The organism is Anderseniella sp. Alg231-50 (assembly GCF_900149695.1).
Taxonomy (GTDB): Bacteria; Pseudomonadota; Alphaproteobacteria; order Rhizobiales; family Aestuariivirgaceae; genus Anderseniella.
Window position 1 is genome coordinate 1,260,195 of the sequence record NZ_LT703003.1, and the last position, 16,116, is coordinate 1,276,310.

At 58.8% G+C, this 16,116-nt stretch carries 16 protein-coding genes and 1 pseudogene; 7 read left to right on the forward strand and 10 right to left on the reverse strand.

All coding sequences use genetic code 11. From position 1 onward, the window contains the following. Positions 1-132: 132 nt before the first annotated feature. The 5 genes and pseudogenes from rplS to ffh all read right to left on the reverse strand — a co-directional run. Positions 133-543, reverse strand: a pseudogene (rplS, locus tag DHN55_RS22240) (50S ribosomal protein L19); the annotation flags it as partial. A 192-nt stretch (positions 544-735) separates the two neighbouring features. Further along, positions 736-1,425 carry a tRNA (guanosine(37)-N1)-methyltransferase TrmD gene (gene trmD / locus DHN55_RS06000; protein WP_108880425.1) on the reverse strand — a complete coding sequence of 230 codons (690 nt, stop codon included), beginning with the start codon at positions 1,423-1,425 and terminating at the stop codon, positions 736-738. A gap of 63 nt (positions 1,426-1,488) precedes the next feature. Beyond that, the gene (rimM, locus tag DHN55_RS06005) at positions 1,489-2,010 is read right to left on the reverse strand and encodes a ribosome maturation factor RimM (RefSeq protein ID WP_108880426.1); all 522 of its coding nucleotides are present in this window, start codon (positions 2,008-2,010) and stop codon (positions 1,489-1,491) included. Between the two features lie 15 nt (positions 2,011-2,025). Further along, a complete protein-coding gene (gene rpsP, locus DHN55_RS06010) occupies positions 2,026-2,490 on the reverse strand; it encodes a 30S ribosomal protein S16 (RefSeq protein WP_108880427.1) in 465 nt (154 codons plus the stop codon). A gap of 55 nt (positions 2,491-2,545) precedes the next feature. Continuing rightward, on the reverse strand, positions 2,546-4,135 hold the full coding sequence (gene ffh, locus DHN55_RS06015; RefSeq protein ID WP_108880428.1) for a signal recognition particle protein: 1,590 nt from the start codon (positions 4,133-4,135) through the stop codon (positions 2,546-2,548). 351 nt (positions 4,136-4,486) lie between these two features. Between ffh and dapF the strand changes: the two genes are divergently transcribed. The 5 genes from dapF (at position 4,487) to DHN55_RS06040 (ending at position 9,454) form a co-directional block, all read left to right on the forward strand. Then, positions 4,487-5,347, forward strand: a complete 861-nt coding sequence (gene dapF, locus DHN55_RS06020) for a diaminopimelate epimerase (RefSeq protein ID WP_108880429.1) — start codon at positions 4,487-4,489, stop codon at positions 5,345-5,347. Then, positions 5,344-6,618, forward strand: coding sequence for a tRNA (N(6)-L-threonylcarbamoyladenosine(37)-C(2))-methylthiotransferase MtaB (gene mtaB, locus DHN55_RS06025; protein ID WP_108880430.1), 1,275 nt, complete (start codon positions 5,344-5,346; stop codon positions 6,616-6,618). The genes dapF and mtaB overlap by 4 nt, the downstream gene beginning before the upstream one ends. Further along, positions 6,615-8,219 (forward strand): signal recognition particle-docking protein FtsY, encoded by a 1,605-nt coding sequence (gene ftsY / locus DHN55_RS06030; protein WP_108880431.1) that lies wholly within the window; start codon positions 6,615-6,617, stop codon positions 8,217-8,219. Before mtaB ends, ftsY begins: the two co-directional genes overlap by 4 nt. Continuing rightward, a complete protein-coding gene (locus tag DHN55_RS06035; RefSeq protein WP_337659970.1) occupies positions 8,212-8,841 on the forward strand; it encodes a septation protein A in 630 nt (209 codons plus the stop codon). Before ftsY ends, DHN55_RS06035 begins: the two co-directional genes overlap by 8 nt. 145 nt (positions 8,842-8,986) lie before the next feature. After that, positions 8,987-9,454, forward strand: a complete 468-nt coding sequence (locus DHN55_RS06040; protein ID WP_108880433.1) for a MarR family transcriptional regulator — start codon at positions 8,987-8,989, stop codon at positions 9,452-9,454. Between the two features lie 60 nt (positions 9,455-9,514). Here DHN55_RS06040 and DHN55_RS06045 read toward each other — a convergent pair whose 3' ends face one another. From DHN55_RS06045 to ccmA, 5 genes are all read right to left on the reverse strand, one after another. After that, entirely contained in the window at positions 9,515-10,105 is a 591-nt protein-coding gene (locus DHN55_RS06045; RefSeq protein WP_108880434.1) for a DsbE family thiol:disulfide interchange protein, read from the reverse strand. Beyond that, complete coding sequence (gene ccmD, locus DHN55_RS06050) at positions 10,102-10,281, reverse strand: heme exporter protein CcmD (RefSeq protein ID WP_337659971.1); 180 nt, start codon at positions 10,279-10,281, stop codon at positions 10,102-10,104. Before ccmD ends, DHN55_RS06045 begins: the two co-directional genes overlap by 4 nt. A 15-nt stretch (positions 10,282-10,296) precedes the next feature. Next, positions 10,297-11,031: a heme ABC transporter permease CcmC gene (locus DHN55_RS06055; RefSeq protein ID WP_108880435.1), complete on the reverse strand. Its 735-nt coding sequence runs from the start codon at positions 11,029-11,031 to the stop codon at positions 10,297-10,299. Between the two features lie 73 nt (positions 11,032-11,104). Further along, the gene (gene ccmB / locus DHN55_RS06060) at positions 11,105-11,776 is read right to left on the reverse strand and encodes a heme exporter protein CcmB (protein ID WP_108880436.1); all 672 of its coding nucleotides are present in this window, start codon (positions 11,774-11,776) and stop codon (positions 11,105-11,107) included. A gap of 1 nt (position 11,777) precedes the next feature. Beyond that, positions 11,778-12,395 carry a heme ABC exporter ATP-binding protein CcmA gene (ccmA, locus tag DHN55_RS06065; protein WP_108880437.1) on the reverse strand — a complete coding sequence of 206 codons (618 nt, stop codon included), beginning with the start codon at positions 12,393-12,395 and terminating at the stop codon, positions 11,778-11,780. A 126-nt stretch (positions 12,396-12,521) separates the two neighbouring features. On the opposite strand from ccmA, the gene acnA reads away from it, so the two are divergent. Together acnA and DHN55_RS06075 are read left to right on the forward strand one after the other, a co-directional pair. Continuing rightward, positions 12,522-15,221, forward strand: coding sequence for an aconitate hydratase AcnA (acnA, locus tag DHN55_RS06070; protein ID WP_108880438.1), 2,700 nt, complete (start codon positions 12,522-12,524; stop codon positions 15,219-15,221). 120 nt (positions 15,222-15,341) lie between these two features. Beyond that, on the forward strand, positions 15,342-16,112 hold the full coding sequence (locus DHN55_RS06075) for a DUF1223 domain-containing protein (protein WP_108880439.1): 771 nt from the start codon (positions 15,342-15,344) through the stop codon (positions 16,110-16,112). The last annotated feature ends 4 nt before the right edge of the window (positions 16,113-16,116 follow it).

Genomic DNA, 16,116 nt, shown 5'->3' on the forward strand with positions numbered 1-16,116 from the left:
ATCGGCAATGTCGTCCTTCTTCCACTTGGCGATCTGGGTCAGGCTGGTCACGCCTTCGCCGGCCAGCTTTTCAGCGAGCACGTCACCAACGCCGGAAATCAGCGATACATCATCAACCACCTGGGGTGCATTTGCTGCCTCAGCCTTGGCTGCTGCTGCTTCAGCGGCGCCCGGGATCACGATTGACCGCTTCTTTTCAGCAATACGTGCGCGCTTGCCGGTGCGGCCACGCAGGTAATACAGCTTTGCGCGGCGAACCTTGCCGCGGCGCAGAACCTTTACGCCTTCAACCAGCGGCGAGTAGATCGGGAACACCCGCTCCACACCTTCGCCATAGCTCAGCTTGCGCACGGTGAAGTTTTCATTGATGCCGGCACCTGCCCGGGCGATCACGACGCCTTCATAGTTCTGGATACGCGAACGTTCACCTTCGGTCACACGCACAGCGACAACGACAGTGTCGCCGGGGCCGAATTCCGGAATCTCGCGTTTGGCAGTAATGGCTTGCGCCTGCTCGAGCTCGAGCTGCTGGATAATGTTCATCGGACGAATTCCTTTTTGGTGCGGCCCGCATCGATTTCAATGCAGACAAGTCGCTCCAACATTTTCAGATACAATCATGTTTCGGCAATCTGATGGCCTGAGCCGGACCGCCGGATGATCTTGCGATGCGGGTCTTTACCCGTGTGAAGGTGCAAAAGTCAATGTCTATCCGCATATTTGGGTTATTTGTTTCTAGTCTTTTGGCCGAATGAGGTCCGGTCTGCGCGCCTTGGTCAGTTTTTCCGACTGTTCCTGCTTCCAGCGCGTGATGGCGGCATGGTCGCCGGACAGTAAAACCGGCGGTATTTCTAGGCCCTCCCATTCACGAGGCCTGGTGTATTGCGGATGTTCAAGGCGTCCGCGCTCGAAGCTTTCGTCATGGCCGGATGCGGCATTGCCCATAATGCCGGGCAGCAGGCGCACGATTGCATCCAGAACGACATGGGCTGCCGGCTCTCCGCCTGACAGCACGTAATCTCCCACCGACACTTCGGTCAGGCCGCGCGCCTCGATAACCCGCTCATCGACCCCTTCGAACCGGCCGCACACGATCATGACGCCGCTGCCGGCGGAAAGTTCCCGTACATAGTCTTGCGTCAGCGGTCTGCCACGCGGGCTCATCAGCAGCCGGGGCCGGGTATCTTCGGCCGTGGTTGCCGCGTCGATGGCACGAGCCAGCACATCGGGTTTCAACACCATGCCCGGACCGCCGCCTGCCGGAGTGTCGTCCACCGACGCATGCTTGTCGGTTGCATGCCGGCGGATATCGCGCGCCTCAAGCGACCAGATACCGTCCTCCAGGCCCCGGCCTGCCATGGACAGGCCGAGCGGCCCGGGAAACATGTCCGGGTAAAGCGTCAGCACTGTCGCTAGGAATGGCATGTTCAGGCGGTGGCCTTCTTCAAGAGTTCTTGCGGAAACCACGAGGATGGTTGCCGGCCCGGGTTATTCGGTATCGTCGCCCAGCAGTCCGTCCGGAGGATCGATAGTCAGGGTACCGGCGTCAAGGCTGATGTCCGGCACGGTCTGCCGGCTGAACGGCATCAGCACGGTGGATTTTACATCGTGCAGCTTCAGTTCGAGCAGCTCGCCGGCACCAAAGTCGACGATGTCCACCACCGTCGCGATCCGGGTGCCGGTCTGATCCAGTACGGAAAGGCCGATCAGGTCTGCATGGTAGACTTCGTCGTCTTCCGGCTCCGGCAACCGGTCGCGCGCAATGGACAGTTCAAGTCCCCTCAGGGTCTCGGCCGTGTTGCGATCGGTTACACCTTCGATGCGGGCACGAAACTGGTCCTTGTGGACCTTGAGTGATTTTATCTTGAGCACTGTGCCGTTTGAAGTATCCAGCGGGCCATAGGACGCAATGGCTTCAGGCTCGGCGGTGAAGCTTTTCAGCTTCACCTCGCCCTGAATACCATGCACGCCGGTTATGACGCCAAGCACAATGCGTGAATGCTCAGGCATTCAGGCACCATCCCCTTAAGAGGCTGCTTCTTCGGCCGGTGCTTCTTCAGCTGGCGCTTCGGCCACAACTTCTTCCGCAGGAGCAGGAGCTGCGGCAGCTTCCTTGGCAGCAGCAGCTTCGGCTTCAGCAGCTTCCTTGGCAGCGGTCGCTGCTTCGGCTTCGGCTGCTTCACGTTCCACACGCTTCTTGCCCGGCTTGGCCTTGTTCGGGTTGTTGCGAGGCTCGCGCTTTTCGAGACCGAGCGCATCCAGGAAGCGCAGCACGCGGTCGGTTGGCTTGGCGCCGACGCTCATCCAGTGTTTTGCACGATCAACATCGATACTGACGCGATCTTCCGAGTCCTTCGGCAGCAACGGGTTGTAGGTGCCGATCTTCTCGATGAAGCGGCCATCGCGCGGTGCATTCACGTCGGCTACTACGATACGGTAGTAAGGACGCTTTTTTGAGCCGCCACGGGCCAGTCTGATTTTCAATGCCATGTCCAAATTCTCCTTGGGTGTTCACATGTCTGGTTGAATTTTTTCGAATTCGTCGTCATTTCTTTTTCTTGGCAAAACCGGGCAGGCCCTTGAAACCGCCACCACCGCCGAGGCCGGGCAATCCGCCCTTGCCGCCGAGGCCCGGAAGCCCGGGCATGCCGCCGCCCATGCCGGGCAGTCCAGCCGGCATTTTCGGCATCTTGCCGCTGGCGAGTTCCTTCAGCTCCGGCGGCACTGCATCGGGATCCATCTGGGCAAGCTCGGCCTGCATTTTTTCCATTTCTTCGGCTGACGGCATGCCGGCACCGCCGCCCATGCCCATCATCTTGCCGAGCATGCCGCCTTTGCCCTTGCCCATCTTCTTCATCATGCCGGCCATCTGGATATGCATTTTGAGCAGACGATTGATTTCCTGGACTTCAACGCCGGAACCCTTGGCAACACGCTTCTTGCGCGAGGCATTCATGAGTTTCGGGTTGCGTTTTTCCTTTGCCGTCATCGACGAGATTATCGCGAGCTGGCGCTTGAGCACCGAATTGTCGAGATCGGCATCTTCAAGCTGCTTCTTCATCTTGCCGAGGCCGGGCATCATGCCCATCAGGCCCGACATGCCGCCCATTTTCTGCATCTGCTTGAGCTGATCAGCGAGGTCTTCGAGATCGAAAACCCCTTTCTTCATGCGGGCAGCCATCTTGGCTGCCTTGTCGTGATCTATGGTCTGGGCGGCTTTTTCAACCAGCGAGACCACGTCGCCCATGCCGAGAATGCGCGATGCGATACGCTCGGGGTGGAAGTCTTCCAGGCCGTCGAGTTTTTCGCCGGTACCCAGCAGCTTGATCGGCTTGCCGGTAACGGCGCGCATCGACAATGCCGCGCCACCGCGGCCGTCACCGTCAATACGGGTCAGGACCAGGCCGGAAATGCCGACCTGTTCATCAAAGGAGCGTGCCAGGTTGACCGCGTCCTGGCCGGTCAGGGCATCGGCAACCAGCAGGGTTTCGGCAGGCTTGGCAATATCGCGAACCGTCTGCACTTCCGCCATGAGCTCTTCATCGATGAAGAGACGCCCGGCGGTGTCCAGCATGACGACGTCATAGCCGCCCTTCTTGGCTTCCGACATGGCGCGTTTGGTGATGGCCGCCGGGTCCTCGCCCTTCACGATGGGCAGCGTGTCGACCGAGATCTGCTCGCCCAGGATGGCAAGCTGTTCCTGCGCGGCAGGCCGCCTCGTGTCCAGCGAGGCCATGATGACCTTCTGCTTGTCACGCTCAAGAAGCCGCTTGGCTATTTTGGCGGTTGTGGTGGTCTTACCGGAGCCTTGCAGGCCGACCATGAGGATCGGCACCGGCGGTGCCGCCTTCAGGTTAAGGGGTTCGGGCTCCTTGCCCAGCATGTCGACAATGGCGTCATTGACGATCTTGACGACCATCTGACCCGGCGTCACCGACTTGATGACTTCCTTGCCGATTGCCCGTTCCCTGACCTGCTCGATAAAGTTGCGAACCACTTCAAGCGCGACGTCTGCCTCGATCAGGGCGCGGCGCACTTCACGCATGGCGGTGTCGACGTCAGCCTCCGACAAGGCACCACGGCCTGTCAGCTTGTCGAATATACCGCCGAGGCGATCTTGAAGTGTTTCAAACATCTGTTGTTTCCCAAACCGGTTACGCAAAGCGAAATGGCACCCGTGCACGAACCTTCGCGGACGGATGTGGACCCCTGACCTCCCGGATGCGGTTGAAACCGTTCCATGTGTCAGTAAGCCTGCCAATTCATTTTGGCATCTGGAGTGGCCGGTTCAATAGGGTAATTGCAGTCAAAGGTCAATCTTATCCTGTATATCCCGGCGAACGGCTTTGCTCAGCACTTCGTGCTTCGCGCCGTTCTGTTTGCTGGTAGGCGACTAAGCACTGCGCACGCGCCTCACACCGTTATGAAGCGCCCACGGCGTCTTGCCTCTGGCAAGTTGGGTGCTTTTCACCATATAAGGCGCTTAATGAGCACGAACACACATATTCCGTTTCGCAAGATGAACGGGCTGGGCAATGATTTCATCATTGTTGACGGCCGGTCCGAGGTGCGCCGTTTCACGCCTGAACAGGTTCATGCCTGGTCGCACCGGCAGACCGGTATCGGCTGTGACCAGTTCATCGTCATGGAACAGTCCGACGTGGCTGATTTGCGCATGCGGATCTACAATGCCGAAGGCCATGAAGTGGAAAGCTGCGGCAATGCCTCGCGCTGCGTGGCTGATATCCTGTTTTCCGAGACCGGCGCCGATACGGCCACCATTGACACCAAGGGCGGGTTCCTGGCCTGCCGCAAGGCGGATGCGGGCCTGGTGAGCGTCGACATGGGCGTGCCGAAATTCGGCTGGCAGGATATCCCGCTGGCCGAAGAATTTCATGATACCCGCGGCATCGAACTGCAGATCGGGCCGATTGATGCACCCATCCTGCATACGCCGTCTGTCGTCAATGTCGGCAATCCGCATGCGATTTTCTGGGTGGATGATATCGACGTGACGGACCTGTCAAAGACCGGGCCGCTGCTGGAAAATCACCCGATGTTTCCCGAACGGGCCAATATCTCTTTGGCCCGTGTGCTGTCGCCCGCCCAAATCGAGGTGAAGGTCTGGGAGCGCGGCGTCGGTTTGACCCGCGCCTGCGGCACGGCTGCCTGCGCGGTTGCGGTGTCGGCGGCGCGCACCAAGCGGAGCGGCCGTGAAGTCACCATTACGCTGCCGGGCGGCGACCTGCTGATTGAATGGGATGAGCGCGATCATATCCTGATGACCGGGCCGGTCAGTTATGATTTCGAAGGTGACCTGTCTGTGCTGGAAGATGCAGCGCCGTGAACAAGCCGGTCGACATTGTCAACTTCGGCTGCCGGCTGAATGCCTACGAGGCGGAAGTCATGCGGTCTCATACCGATGCGGCCGGTCTGGACAACGCAGTCGTGATCAATACCTGCGCGGTGACAGCCGAAGCCCAGCGCCAGGCCCGGCAGGCCATCAGGCGGGCCCGCAGGGACAGGCCGGGTGCACGCATTATCGTGACCGGGTGTGCCGCCCAGGTGGACGGACCGGCATTTGCGGCCATGGACGAGGTGGACCTCGTCGTCGGCAACGAGGAAAAGCTCCAGGCAGACACCTGGCGCAAAAGCGCCATGGATTTCGGCCTGGCCGGCGAAACGCCGGTACGGGTCAATGACATCATGGAGGTCAGGGAAACCGCGCTGCACATGCTGGATGGTTTTGGCGAGCGCACGCGGGCATTCGTGCAAGTGCAGACGGGATGCGACCATCGCTGCACATTCTGCATTATCCCGTTTGGGCGTGGCAATTCGCGCTCGGTGGGTGCCGGTGAAGTGGTGACCCAGATCCGCACGCTGGTGGCGTCGGGCTGTCCTGAAGTGGTGCTGTCGGGAGTTGATATCACGTCGTACGGCAAAGACCTTCCTGGCCAGCCCAGCCTGGGCAACCTGGTGCGGCGGATACTGAAAACCGTGCCGGAGCTGCAGCGCTTGCGGATTTCGTCAATCGACTCGGTTGAAGCTGACGAGGACCTGCTGATCGCGATCGAAGAAGAAGAGCGCCTGATGCCGCATCTGCATTTGTCCCTGCAGGCGGGCGACGACATGATCCTGAAGCGCATGAAACGTCGGCACCTGCGCGACGACGCCATCCGGTTTTGCGACGATGTTCGGCGCAGGCGGCCGGATGTGGTCTTCGGCGCGGATATCATTGCCGGCTTTCCGACCGAAACCGATGCGATGTTTGAAAACTCGATCAGGCTGGTAGAGGACTGCGGGCTGACCTTCCTGCATGTTTTCCCCTATTCCGTCCGGCCCGGCACCCCGGCGGCAAAGATGCCGCAAGTCAACGGGGCCGACATCAAGGCGCGCGCCAAAGCATTGCGTTCTGCAGGTGAAAAACGCTTGTCGGGCTTTGTGACGTCACAGGTCGGACAAACCAGGGATGTCCTGTTTGAAACCGAATCGCGCGGCCGCACGCCGCATTATCTCAATGTCGATATTGCCGGGCGCAGCATGAAACCCGGCGAGATCGCATCGGTGCGCCTTTTGCAGACAGCCGGACATGATCTGGCCGGGGAGCTGGTTGTTTGAGCTTTTTCAAGAAACTTTTCAATCGTATTGGCGGCAAGAAGGACGAGGAAAAGCCCCCGGAAGAGGTAGAGCAGGAGCAATTGCCTGCTCCCGAGCCGGTTGTTGAACCGGAACCGGTTCCTGAGGTTGTCCCGGAGCCTGAGCCTGAGCCGGAACCGGTTGCCGAGGCAGCCGCAGTTGACGCCGCACCAAAGAAAAAAGGCTTGCTGGGCCGTCTGAAGGAAAGCTTTACAGGCGCCAGGGAAGAGGCTGCGCCTGAACCGGAGGCGACACCTGAACCGGAGGTCACGCCTGAACCGGAAGCGGCACCTGAACCGGCGGCGAAACCGGAAACAGCGGAAGAGCCGAAGGTAAAGGCGCCGGTCAAGAAAGCGACGGGCAGGGCGAAGCCTGACAAGAAAAAACCAGCCAAGAAGGTTCCTGCTGCAGAGCCTGAACCAGAGATCGTTCAAGCGGAAACCGTAGCTGAACCTGAAACAGAACCTGACCCGGCTGCCGAGACTGAACCGGAGCCGGAATTGGATGTTGCGGCGGAAGTCGAATCAAAAATAATTCCTGAGCCTGAGCCTGAGCCTGAGCCTGAGCCTGAGCCTGAGCCTGAGCCTGAGCCTGAGCCTGAGCCTGAGCCTGAGCCTGAGCCTGAGCCTGAGCCTGAGCCTGAACAGCCCAAGGGCTGGTTTGGCCGGTTGCGCGAGGGATTGTCGAAGTCATCGAAATCGCTCACGACAAACATCACCAGCATCTTCACCAAGCGCAAGCTGGATGCGGACACATTGCAGGATCTGGAGGACGTGCTCATCCAGGCAGACCTTGGTGTGGCAATGGCAACCCGCATCACCGAGGAGGTGTCGCGTGGGCGCTATGACAAGGAGATTGACCCCGGCGAGGTGCGCCGGATCATGGCTGACGAGATCGTCAAGGTTCTGAAACCGGTCGAGATACCGTTCAATTTCGACGCAGACACACAACCATTCGTCATTCTGGTGGTGGGTGTGAACGGCGCGGGCAAGACCACGACCATCGGCAAGCTGGGCGCGATTGCGCAGGCTGAGGGCTTCAAGGTGATGATTGCCGCGTGTGATACGTTCCGCGCCGCCGCCATCGAACAGTTGACGGTCTGGGGCGAACGGGTCGGCGCCAAGGTGCTGTCACGCCCGACCGGTGCCGACGCTGCCGGCCTGGCTTATGACGCGCTCGAACAGGCCCAGGCAGACGGCACTGACATATTGATGATCGATACGGCTGGCAGGCTACAGAACAAGGCAGACCTGATGAGCGAACTGGACAAGATCGTGCGGGTCATCAAGAAGAAGGATGAAGCAGCTCCGCATGCCGTGCTGCTGGTGCTGGACGCCACCACCGGGCAAAATGCGGTGTCGCAGGCCGAAGTGTTCACCAAGGTCGCAGGTGTAACCGGCATCATCATGACAAAGCTTGATGGCACCGCACGCGGCGGCATCCTGGTGGCGATTGCGGAAAAATTCGGCCTGCCGGTTCATGCCATCGGGGTTGGTGAAAAAATCGAGGATCTGCAGCCGTTTGACGCTGAAGGCTTTGCCCGCGCCATTGCCGGGGCTGAGGAAGGACAAGACATTGAGTGAGATTGCCGACAAGCCGAAAATAAATCCGGTGCTGAAACTGGCGCTGGAACTCGGGCCGCTGGTGGTTTTCTTTTTTGTGAATGCCAAGGGCGCTGCGCTGATCGAGCGCTTCGGGCTTGAAAACCTGTTTCCGCAGCCGATTTTTCTGGCAACGGCCGTGTTCATGGTGGTGATGCTGGCATCGATTGCGGCCAGCTGGATTCTCAGCAGACACCTGGCCATCATGCCGTTGATCACCGGTGTGGTTGTGCTTGTGATGGGTGGGCTGACGCTATGGCTGCAGGACGACACGTTCATCAAGGTCAAGCCGACAATCGTCAATGTGTTCTTCGGCGCGGTCCTTCTGGTCGGCCTGGCGTTCGGGCGTTCTCTGCTGGCCTATGTGTTCGACGCTGCCTTTGCGCTCGACAATCAGGGCTGGCGAAAGCTGACGCTTCGATGGGGTGTTTTCTTCTTTGTTCTTGCCGGCCTGAACGAATTTGTCTGGCGTACGCAATCCACCGATTTCTGGGTTGCGTTCAAGGTGTGGGGAACAATGCCGCTGACCATGATTTTTGCGCTGGCGCAGTTGCCTTTGATGCAGAAACACATGCTTCCAGACCCCGAAGATGAGCAAATTTGAAGGTTTTTCACATTACGTAAGGTAAGATTTACAATAAAATGTGAGACATACGGATAAGAATAGTATATGCAAGAGGAAGTGTGTACAGATTGTGCACATGTGAAAAAGTAGTGTGACTATTAAACAAAGCCGGGGGGCTAATATTATGGATGATCGTCCAGATTCTAGTAATGTATCCAATGACAGGGACGGCACTGCGCCCGTCAGCTTCTGGTTAAAGCGTGCCGCTCAATACTCAGCTGATTTATATTCAGATCGCCGTGGAAAATCCGGCCTGACTCAGCGCCAATTCACGGTTTTAGAAGCAGTTTTTCACAATGAAGGCCAGAGCCAGACTACTCTGGTGAAGGAAACCGGCATTGATCGATCAACGCTGGCTGACCTGGTGAATCGACTGGAAACCCATGGTTATTTGTCCCGCAAGCGCAGTGACAAGGACGCCCGGGTCAACTTCGTTTCGTTGACGGAAGCCGGCCGCGACATGCTGATCAATGCGCAGCCACAGGTGTCGCTGGTGGATCAGGCACTCGTGGAAGCGCTGCCGGAACGCAATCGCAAAGCGTTCGTTGCATCGCTTCAGTTACTGTCGGAAAAGCTTGACGAAGCTGAATAACCGTTCACATTTTCGTGAACAGAGACGCTCGGGGCGAAGATGGAGGGGCCCGCTGGCCAGTTATGGCTGGCGGGCCTTTTCTATTGCCGGAATAACATCCTCACGCATGGCACGTTCGGTGATCGGTCCGGTAAATTTATAGACAATCGTGCCCTCGCCATTGATCACAAAAGTTTCAGGCACACCGTAGACACCCCAGTCAACGGACGTGCGGCCGTTGGCATCAACACCGACACTTGTGTACGGATTGCCCAGGGCATTGAGAAACCGCAAGGCGTTTTCACGCTGGTCCTTGTAATTGAGACCGGTGAGATCGATGTCGTCGCGCTTTGCCATCTCCATGAGTTGCGGGTGTTCTTCACGGCAAGGTCCGCACCAGGATGCCCAGACATTGACCAGAGTAATCTTGCCCTGAGCCAGGCTCTTTGAAGCGAGACCGGGAACCGCGGTTCCGTCGATCGTAAGGCCTTCCAGGGCCGGAAGGTCAAACGAGGGTGCCGGCTGGTTGATCAGGGCAGAGGGCAATTTGGAGGGATCGCCGCTTTGCAGGCCCGTCATGAAGATGGCTGCAAGGCCAGCAAACACCATAACAGGCACAAGTACCCAGGAACGGCCTTGCTTTTGCGGATTTTCGGAGACCTGATTGCTCATCGCTCAACCTGTCCTGATTTGCGGCGCCGGTCAGCACCTTCGTCTTCGAGCTGCTGCAGACGCCTGGTTACAGAGCGCGCGCGCGAGAAAATCCACAATGCCAACGCGCCAAGTACGACAATCGTGACAGCATAGGACGAAATAACGAAGCCCATATGGGGAGCAGAAAAATCCATGTGTCCCGAACCTCCTTACTGCAACGCGCCGGTTCGGGCCAGCTCGGTCTGGCGGATGCGGCGGGCGCCGATTTCGGAACGAATGGAAATCAGGTGCAGGGCCAGGAACAGGAAACTGTAGGCCAGCCCCATCACCAGCAGCGGAGTCAGGATGGACGGGTGAATGGTGGGGCCGTCGGTGCGGAACACGCTCGCCGGCTGATGCAGTGAATACCACCAGTCAACCGAGAACTTGACGATTGGCACATTGATAAAACCGACAATAGCGACGATGGCGGCAATGCGGGACGCGCTGCGCGGATCATCGATCGCCTGCCATATGGCAATATAGCCCAGATACAGCAAAAACAGCACAAACATGGAGGTGAGGCGGGCATCCCAGACCCACCATGTGCCCCACATCGGCTTGCCCCATAGTGATCCGGTAGCAAGGGCGAGAAAGCAGAATGCCGCGCCAATCGGGGCGGCTGCCTTGGCCGCAATATCGGCAAGCGGATGACGAAAGACGATACCGATGATACTGGCAACGGCCATCACCGTGTACACCATCAGGGCTGACCATGCCGCGGGTACGTGAACATACATGATGCGCACGGTTTCACCCTGCTGATAATCGGCGGGCGCCCGTGTCAGGCCGAGGAACAGACCGACACCGAACAATGCGAAAGTGATCATCCACACCCACGGCTGGACTGTGTTCTGCAGGCGCATGAAGCGGGTAGGATTGGCAAATCTCTCTATCGAACTCATAACAACAATCTGTAATACCAGCCGATAGAGCGCGCAATGGCGACATGGTCACATGCCGGTCAATCAGCGGTGATCAGCGCATGTAGCTGCGCAGCGCCGCAGCAGAGGCAAACGGCGTAACAACCAAAGCCGCCAAGACAATGGCAATCAGGATGATAAGGGCTGTGCCGGTATTGTCGATGCCGGACTGGGCGCCCGACGAGGCCAGAACGCCGAATATCATCACCGGCACATAAAGCGGCAGCACCAGAAGCGAGACCAGCAATCCACCCTGACGCAGGCCGACCGTGATGGCGGCACCCAGGCTGGCCAGCAGCGACAGCGCCAGCGAACCGGTCACCATGGCAATCCCCAGCGGCGCGATGAGCGCCGTATCGAGGTTGAGCAGGAAACCCAGAACCGGGGCCGCGATTGCCAGCGGCAGTCCGGACGTGAGCCAGTGAATGGACGCTTTGGCCAGAACGACGATCTCCAGCGGTGTCGATGAAAGCGCCATGATTTCCAGGGACCCGTCATCATGGTCAGCCTGGTACAACCGGTCAGCCGACAACAGCACCGACAGCAGCAGGGCGATCCACAAGGCACCAGGTGCAATGCGCTGCAGAAGCTGCTGGTCCGGGCCCAGGCCCAGCGGCAGCAGGACAATGACGGTCAGAAAGAAGCCGATAGCCGTGCCGATGCTGCCGCCCTGCCGGACGGCAAGCGTGAAATCACGGGCAATGACTGATTTGAAGGCTGACGTCATTTCATCCGGCCCGTTTCGGCAGGTTCGCAAAATCCAGAATATCGCTGGACTTGACCGGCAGTTCTATGTGCGTGGAGGCAATGATGATGCCCCCGGCGTCCAGATGCCGGACCATCATCCCGGCCAGCAGTTCCTGTGATGCGGTGTCCAGGCCGACTGTCGGCTCGTCAAGCAGCCACACGGGCTTTTCAACCAGGGCAAGCCGGGCCAGGCCCAACCGGCGTTTTTGACCGGCCGACAGGCGCTGGGCCTGAAACTCGCCCAGTGCGCTGAGGTTCATCGCAGTCATTGCGCCGGCCACATCACCGCCGCCGAAAAACCCGGCCCAGAAGTTGAGGTTCTCCGCGACCGAAAGGTGCAGCTTGATGGCATCCTGGTGGGCAATGAAATGAACATGTTCGCCAAGCAGTGCATCTGCGGGCAGGGTGGACTGTTCAAGAGCCAGAGATCCGCCGGCAGGCTCGGCCAGGCCGGCGACAAGACGCAGCAGCGATGTCTTGCCGGCACCGTTGGGCCCGCGCAACACCAGCATGCGGCCCGCACTGGCGGCAAAATCCAGACCGGCAAACACCAGTCGCCCGCCGCGCTCACATGCCAGTTGTTGCCCCACGATCTTCATGCGAGCGGTGTGTAGCGCAAACAAACCGCAGTTGAAAGTGTCGTCCTTTGGTATGAGCCACTGGTACTTGACGAAAGATTTGTCTAGAAGACGGCCATCACAAAAATTCCACGGAGCCAATACCAGATGACCGATCAGTCGCTTGACAGTTTCAAATGCCGCAAGACCCTCAAGGTGGGAAACAAGGCGTATGTGTATTATTCGCTCAAGGCGGCTGAGAAAAACGGTCTGGACGGCATTTCCTCGCTGCCCTCGTCCCTGAAGGTATTGCTGGAGAATCTGCTGCGCCACGAAGACGGGCGCACGGTTACCAAGACCGATATCGAGGCGATGGCCAAATGGGTCAAGGCCAAGGGAAAATCCAAACGCGAGATCGCATTCCGCCCGGCCCGTGTCCTGATGCAGGACTTTACCGGCGTTCCCGCCGTCGTTGACCTGGCAGCGATGCGTGATGCCATGGTTGATCTCGGCGGCAACCCGAAGAAAATCAATCCACTGGCGCCGGTGGACCTGGTCATCGACCATTCGGTGATGGTGGACTTCTTCGGCACTGCAGGGGCGTTCAAGAAAAACGTCAACATGGAATATGACCGCAATGGCGAGCGCTACAAGTTCCTGAAATGGGGCCAGGACGCATTTGACAATTTCAGGGTTGTCCCGCCCGGAACCGGTATCTGTCACCAGGTGAACCTGGAATACCTGGCAAAAACCGTGTGGACCAAGAAGCAGAAGGTCAACGGCAAGGCGGCAACAGTTGCCTATCCCGACACGCTGGTGGGCACTGATTCACATACAACCATGGTCAACGGCCTGGGCGTGCTCGGTTGGGGCGTGGGCGGCATCGAGGCTGAAGCCGCCATGCTGGGACAGCCGATTTCCATGCTGATCCCGGAAGTGGTGGGTTTCAAGCTGACCGGCAAGCTGGCCAAGGGCACCACCGCGACAGACCTGGTGCTGCGGGTTGTCGAAATGCTGCGCATGAAGGGCGTGGTCGGAAAATTTGTCGAGTTCTATGGCCCCGGCCTGAGCAACCTGTCGCTGGAAGACCAGGCAACCATCGCCAACATGGCCCCGGAATACGGTGCGACATGCGGTTTCTTCACTGCATCCAATGAAACACTGGAATACCTGAAGGGCACCGGGCGGGCCAAGGCCCAGGTCGACCTGGTTGAAAAATACGCCAAGACACAGGGCATGTTCCGCACCAAGTCCACGCCGGACCCGGTGTTCACTTCAACTCTTGACCTGAACCTCGGCGATGTGGTGCCCGCGATTTCCGGGCCCAAGCGGCCACAGGACCGGGTCATCCTGTCGGAAGCAACATCAGCATTTGCCACGGCCATGGAAACCGAGTTCAAGCAGGCTGATGAAATGGCAAAGCGCCATGAGGTGTCCGGTGCGAACTATGATCTCGGCCATGGCGACGTGGTTATCGCTGCGATCACCTCCTGCACCAACACCTCCAACCCGTCGGTGATGATCGGCGCCGGACTGCTGGCCCGCAATGCCGCTAAGTTCGGCCTCAAGGTGAAGCCATGGGTGAAGACGTCGCTGGCGCCGGGATCCCAGGTGGTGACGGAATATCTGAAATCTTCCGGCCTGCAGAAGGACCTGGACAAGATGGGATTTGACCTGGTGGGCTATGGCTGCACCACCTGTATCGGCAATTCCGGTCCGCTGCCGGAAAACATTTCCGAGGCCATCAAGGACAATAACCTCGTGGCCTGTTCGGTATTGTCGGGCAACCGCAATTTCGAAGGCCGGGTAAACCCGGACGTGCGCGCCAACTACCTTGCCTCGCCGCCGCTGGTGGTTGCCTATGCGCTTGCCGGATCAATGAACATCAACCTGACAACCGACCCGCTCGGTCATACAGCGAAAGGTGAACCGGTGTATCTGGCCGACATCTGGCCGGATGCCAAGGAAGTGGCCGAATTCGTGCGCAAGAACGTGACCCGCAAGGCTTATCAGAGCCGCTACAAGGACGTGTTCAAGGGCGACGCCCAATGGCGCAAAATCAAGGTTGACGGCGGCATGACATATGGCTGGGAATCAACGTCTACCTACGTCCAGAACCCACCATACTTCGAAGGCATGAAGATGGAGCCGGATGCGATCCAGAATGTGGTGAATGCCCGTATTCTGGGCCTGTTCAAGGATTCCATCACCACCGACCACATTTCCCCCGCCGGATCGATCAAGGCGGAAGGCCCGGCCGGTGATTACCTGACAGAACACCAGATCCGTCCCATCGACTTCAATTCCTACGGCGCCCGGCGCGGCAACCATCAGGTGATGATGCGCGGCACGTTCGCCAATATCCGCATCAAGAACCTGATGCTGTCCGGCGTCGAGGGCGGTTATACGAAACATTATCCATCCGGCAAGCAGATGGCGATCTATGATGCGGCCATGAAGTACAAGGCCGAAGAGGTGCCATTGGTGGTGTTTGCCGGCAAGGAATACGGCACCGGCTCGTCACGGGACTGGGCGGCCAAGGGCACGCGCCTTTTGGGCGTGCGGGCCGTGATAGCGCAGTCGTTTGAGCGAATTCACCGCTCAAACCTGATCGGCATGGGAGTGCTGCCGCTGCAGTTCCAGGGCGACGACAGCTGGGAAGCGCTAGGCCTGAAGGGCGACGAGACCGTTACCATCAACGGGCTTGACGGCAAAATGAAGCCACAGCAGACTTACGACGTGGAAATCACAGCTGGCGGCAAGACCAGAACCGTTACGGTCAAGAGCCGGATCGATACTGCAGATGAACTGGACTATTTTACCAATGGAGGCATCCTGCCTTATGTGCTGCGCCAGTTGGCAGCGTGACCGCAGGTGCATGAGTTTGCGGCGTGATGATCGCGTCACGCCGCCGGTTTGAGGAATATCGATAACTACTCACTCACTCGTGAGTAGCAGTTGAATGGTAGTTGGGTCATAAGTCACCGCATGGACAAATTGACACATATCTCCCGCCGCGGGTTGCTTGCCGGTGGTGCGGCCATCGCAGCGACCGCTGCGACAGGTGTATCCGGACCGGCTCTGGCATCGCGCGAGACCCCGGTTTTCGTGGAACTTTTCACCTCGCAAGGGTGTTCTTCATGCCCGCCTGCCGACGCCTTCATGGGTGAGCTGATCCAGCGCCCGGGCGTGATCGGCGTGTCGATGAACGTCGATTACTGGGACTATCTCGGATGGCGCGACACCCTGGGTTCGGCAGCATTTTCACGGCGCCAGAGAGAATACGCCGTCCGGCGTGGTGACGGCCGGGTGTACACGCCACAAATGGTGATCAATGGCCGCGCCCATGCGGTCGGCTCGCACAAGCAGGCGGTGATGCGGGAAGTTGAACAGCAAGCCGGCGTTCCCGATACCTATTTTGTGCCGATCAAGGTCTCGTCAAAAGGCGGCGAACTGCATGTCGACGTGGCCGGCGGCCCGACGGACCGTATCATCCAGTCATCGACAGTTTGGGTGATGTCGGTCGAACCGAAAGTCTCGGTGGCCATCAGGCGTGGTGAAAACACCGGCCGGAACATCGATTACTATAACGTGGTTCGCCAGATGACACCGATTGGCATGTGGCGGGGCGAGGCAGCCTCGTTCAACCTGCCCAAGGCGCAGATCGTCAACAAGCAGAACAGCATGTGTGTGGTGGTTCTTCAGGTGGACGGCGGCGGCCCCATCCTGGGCTGTGCCAAGATGGAAATGTCAGCCTGAACGC

Coding starts and splice junctions, on each gene's coding strand:
- trmD (WP_108880425.1), bottom strand. CDS start 1,425: ATGCCATTCCTAGCGACAGTGCTGACGCTTTACCCGGACATGTTTCCC.
- DHN55_RS06045 (WP_108880434.1), bottom strand. CDS start 10,105: ATGAGCAATCAGGTCTCCGAAAATCCGCAAAAGCAAGGCCGTTCCTGG.
- ffh (WP_108880428.1), bottom strand. CDS start 4,135: ATGTTTGAAACACTTCAAGATCGCCTCGGCGGTATATTCGACAAGCTG.
- ccmB (WP_108880436.1), bottom strand. CDS start 11,776: ATGACGTCAGCCTTCAAATCAGTCATTGCCCGTGATTTCACGCTTGCC.
- DHN55_RS06040 (WP_108880433.1), top strand. CDS start 8,987: ATGGATGATCGTCCAGATTCTAGTAATGTATCCAATGACAGGGACGGC.
- rimM (WP_108880426.1), bottom strand. CDS start 2,010: ATGCCTGAGCATTCACGCATTGTGCTTGGCGTCATAACCGGCGTGCAT.
- DHN55_RS06055 (WP_108880435.1), bottom strand. CDS start 11,031: ATGAGTTCGATAGAGAGATTTGCCAATCCTACCCGCTTCATGCGCCTG.
- DHN55_RS06075 (WP_108880439.1), top strand. CDS start 15,342: ATGGACAAATTGACACATATCTCCCGCCGCGGGTTGCTTGCCGGTGGT.
- rpsP (WP_108880427.1), bottom strand. CDS start 2,490: ATGGCATTGAAAATCAGACTGGCCCGTGGCGGCTCAAAAAAGCGTCCT.
- ccmA (WP_108880437.1), bottom strand. CDS start 12,395: ATGAAGATCGTGGGGCAACAACTGGCATGTGAGCGCGGCGGGCGACTG.
- dapF (WP_108880429.1), top strand. CDS start 4,487: ATGAGCACGAACACACATATTCCGTTTCGCAAGATGAACGGGCTGGGC.
- ccmD (WP_337659971.1), bottom strand. CDS start 10,281: ATGGATTTTTCTGCTCCCCATATGGGCTTCGTTATTTCGTCCTATGCT.
- acnA (WP_108880438.1), top strand. CDS start 12,522: ATGACCGATCAGTCGCTTGACAGTTTCAAATGCCGCAAGACCCTCAAG.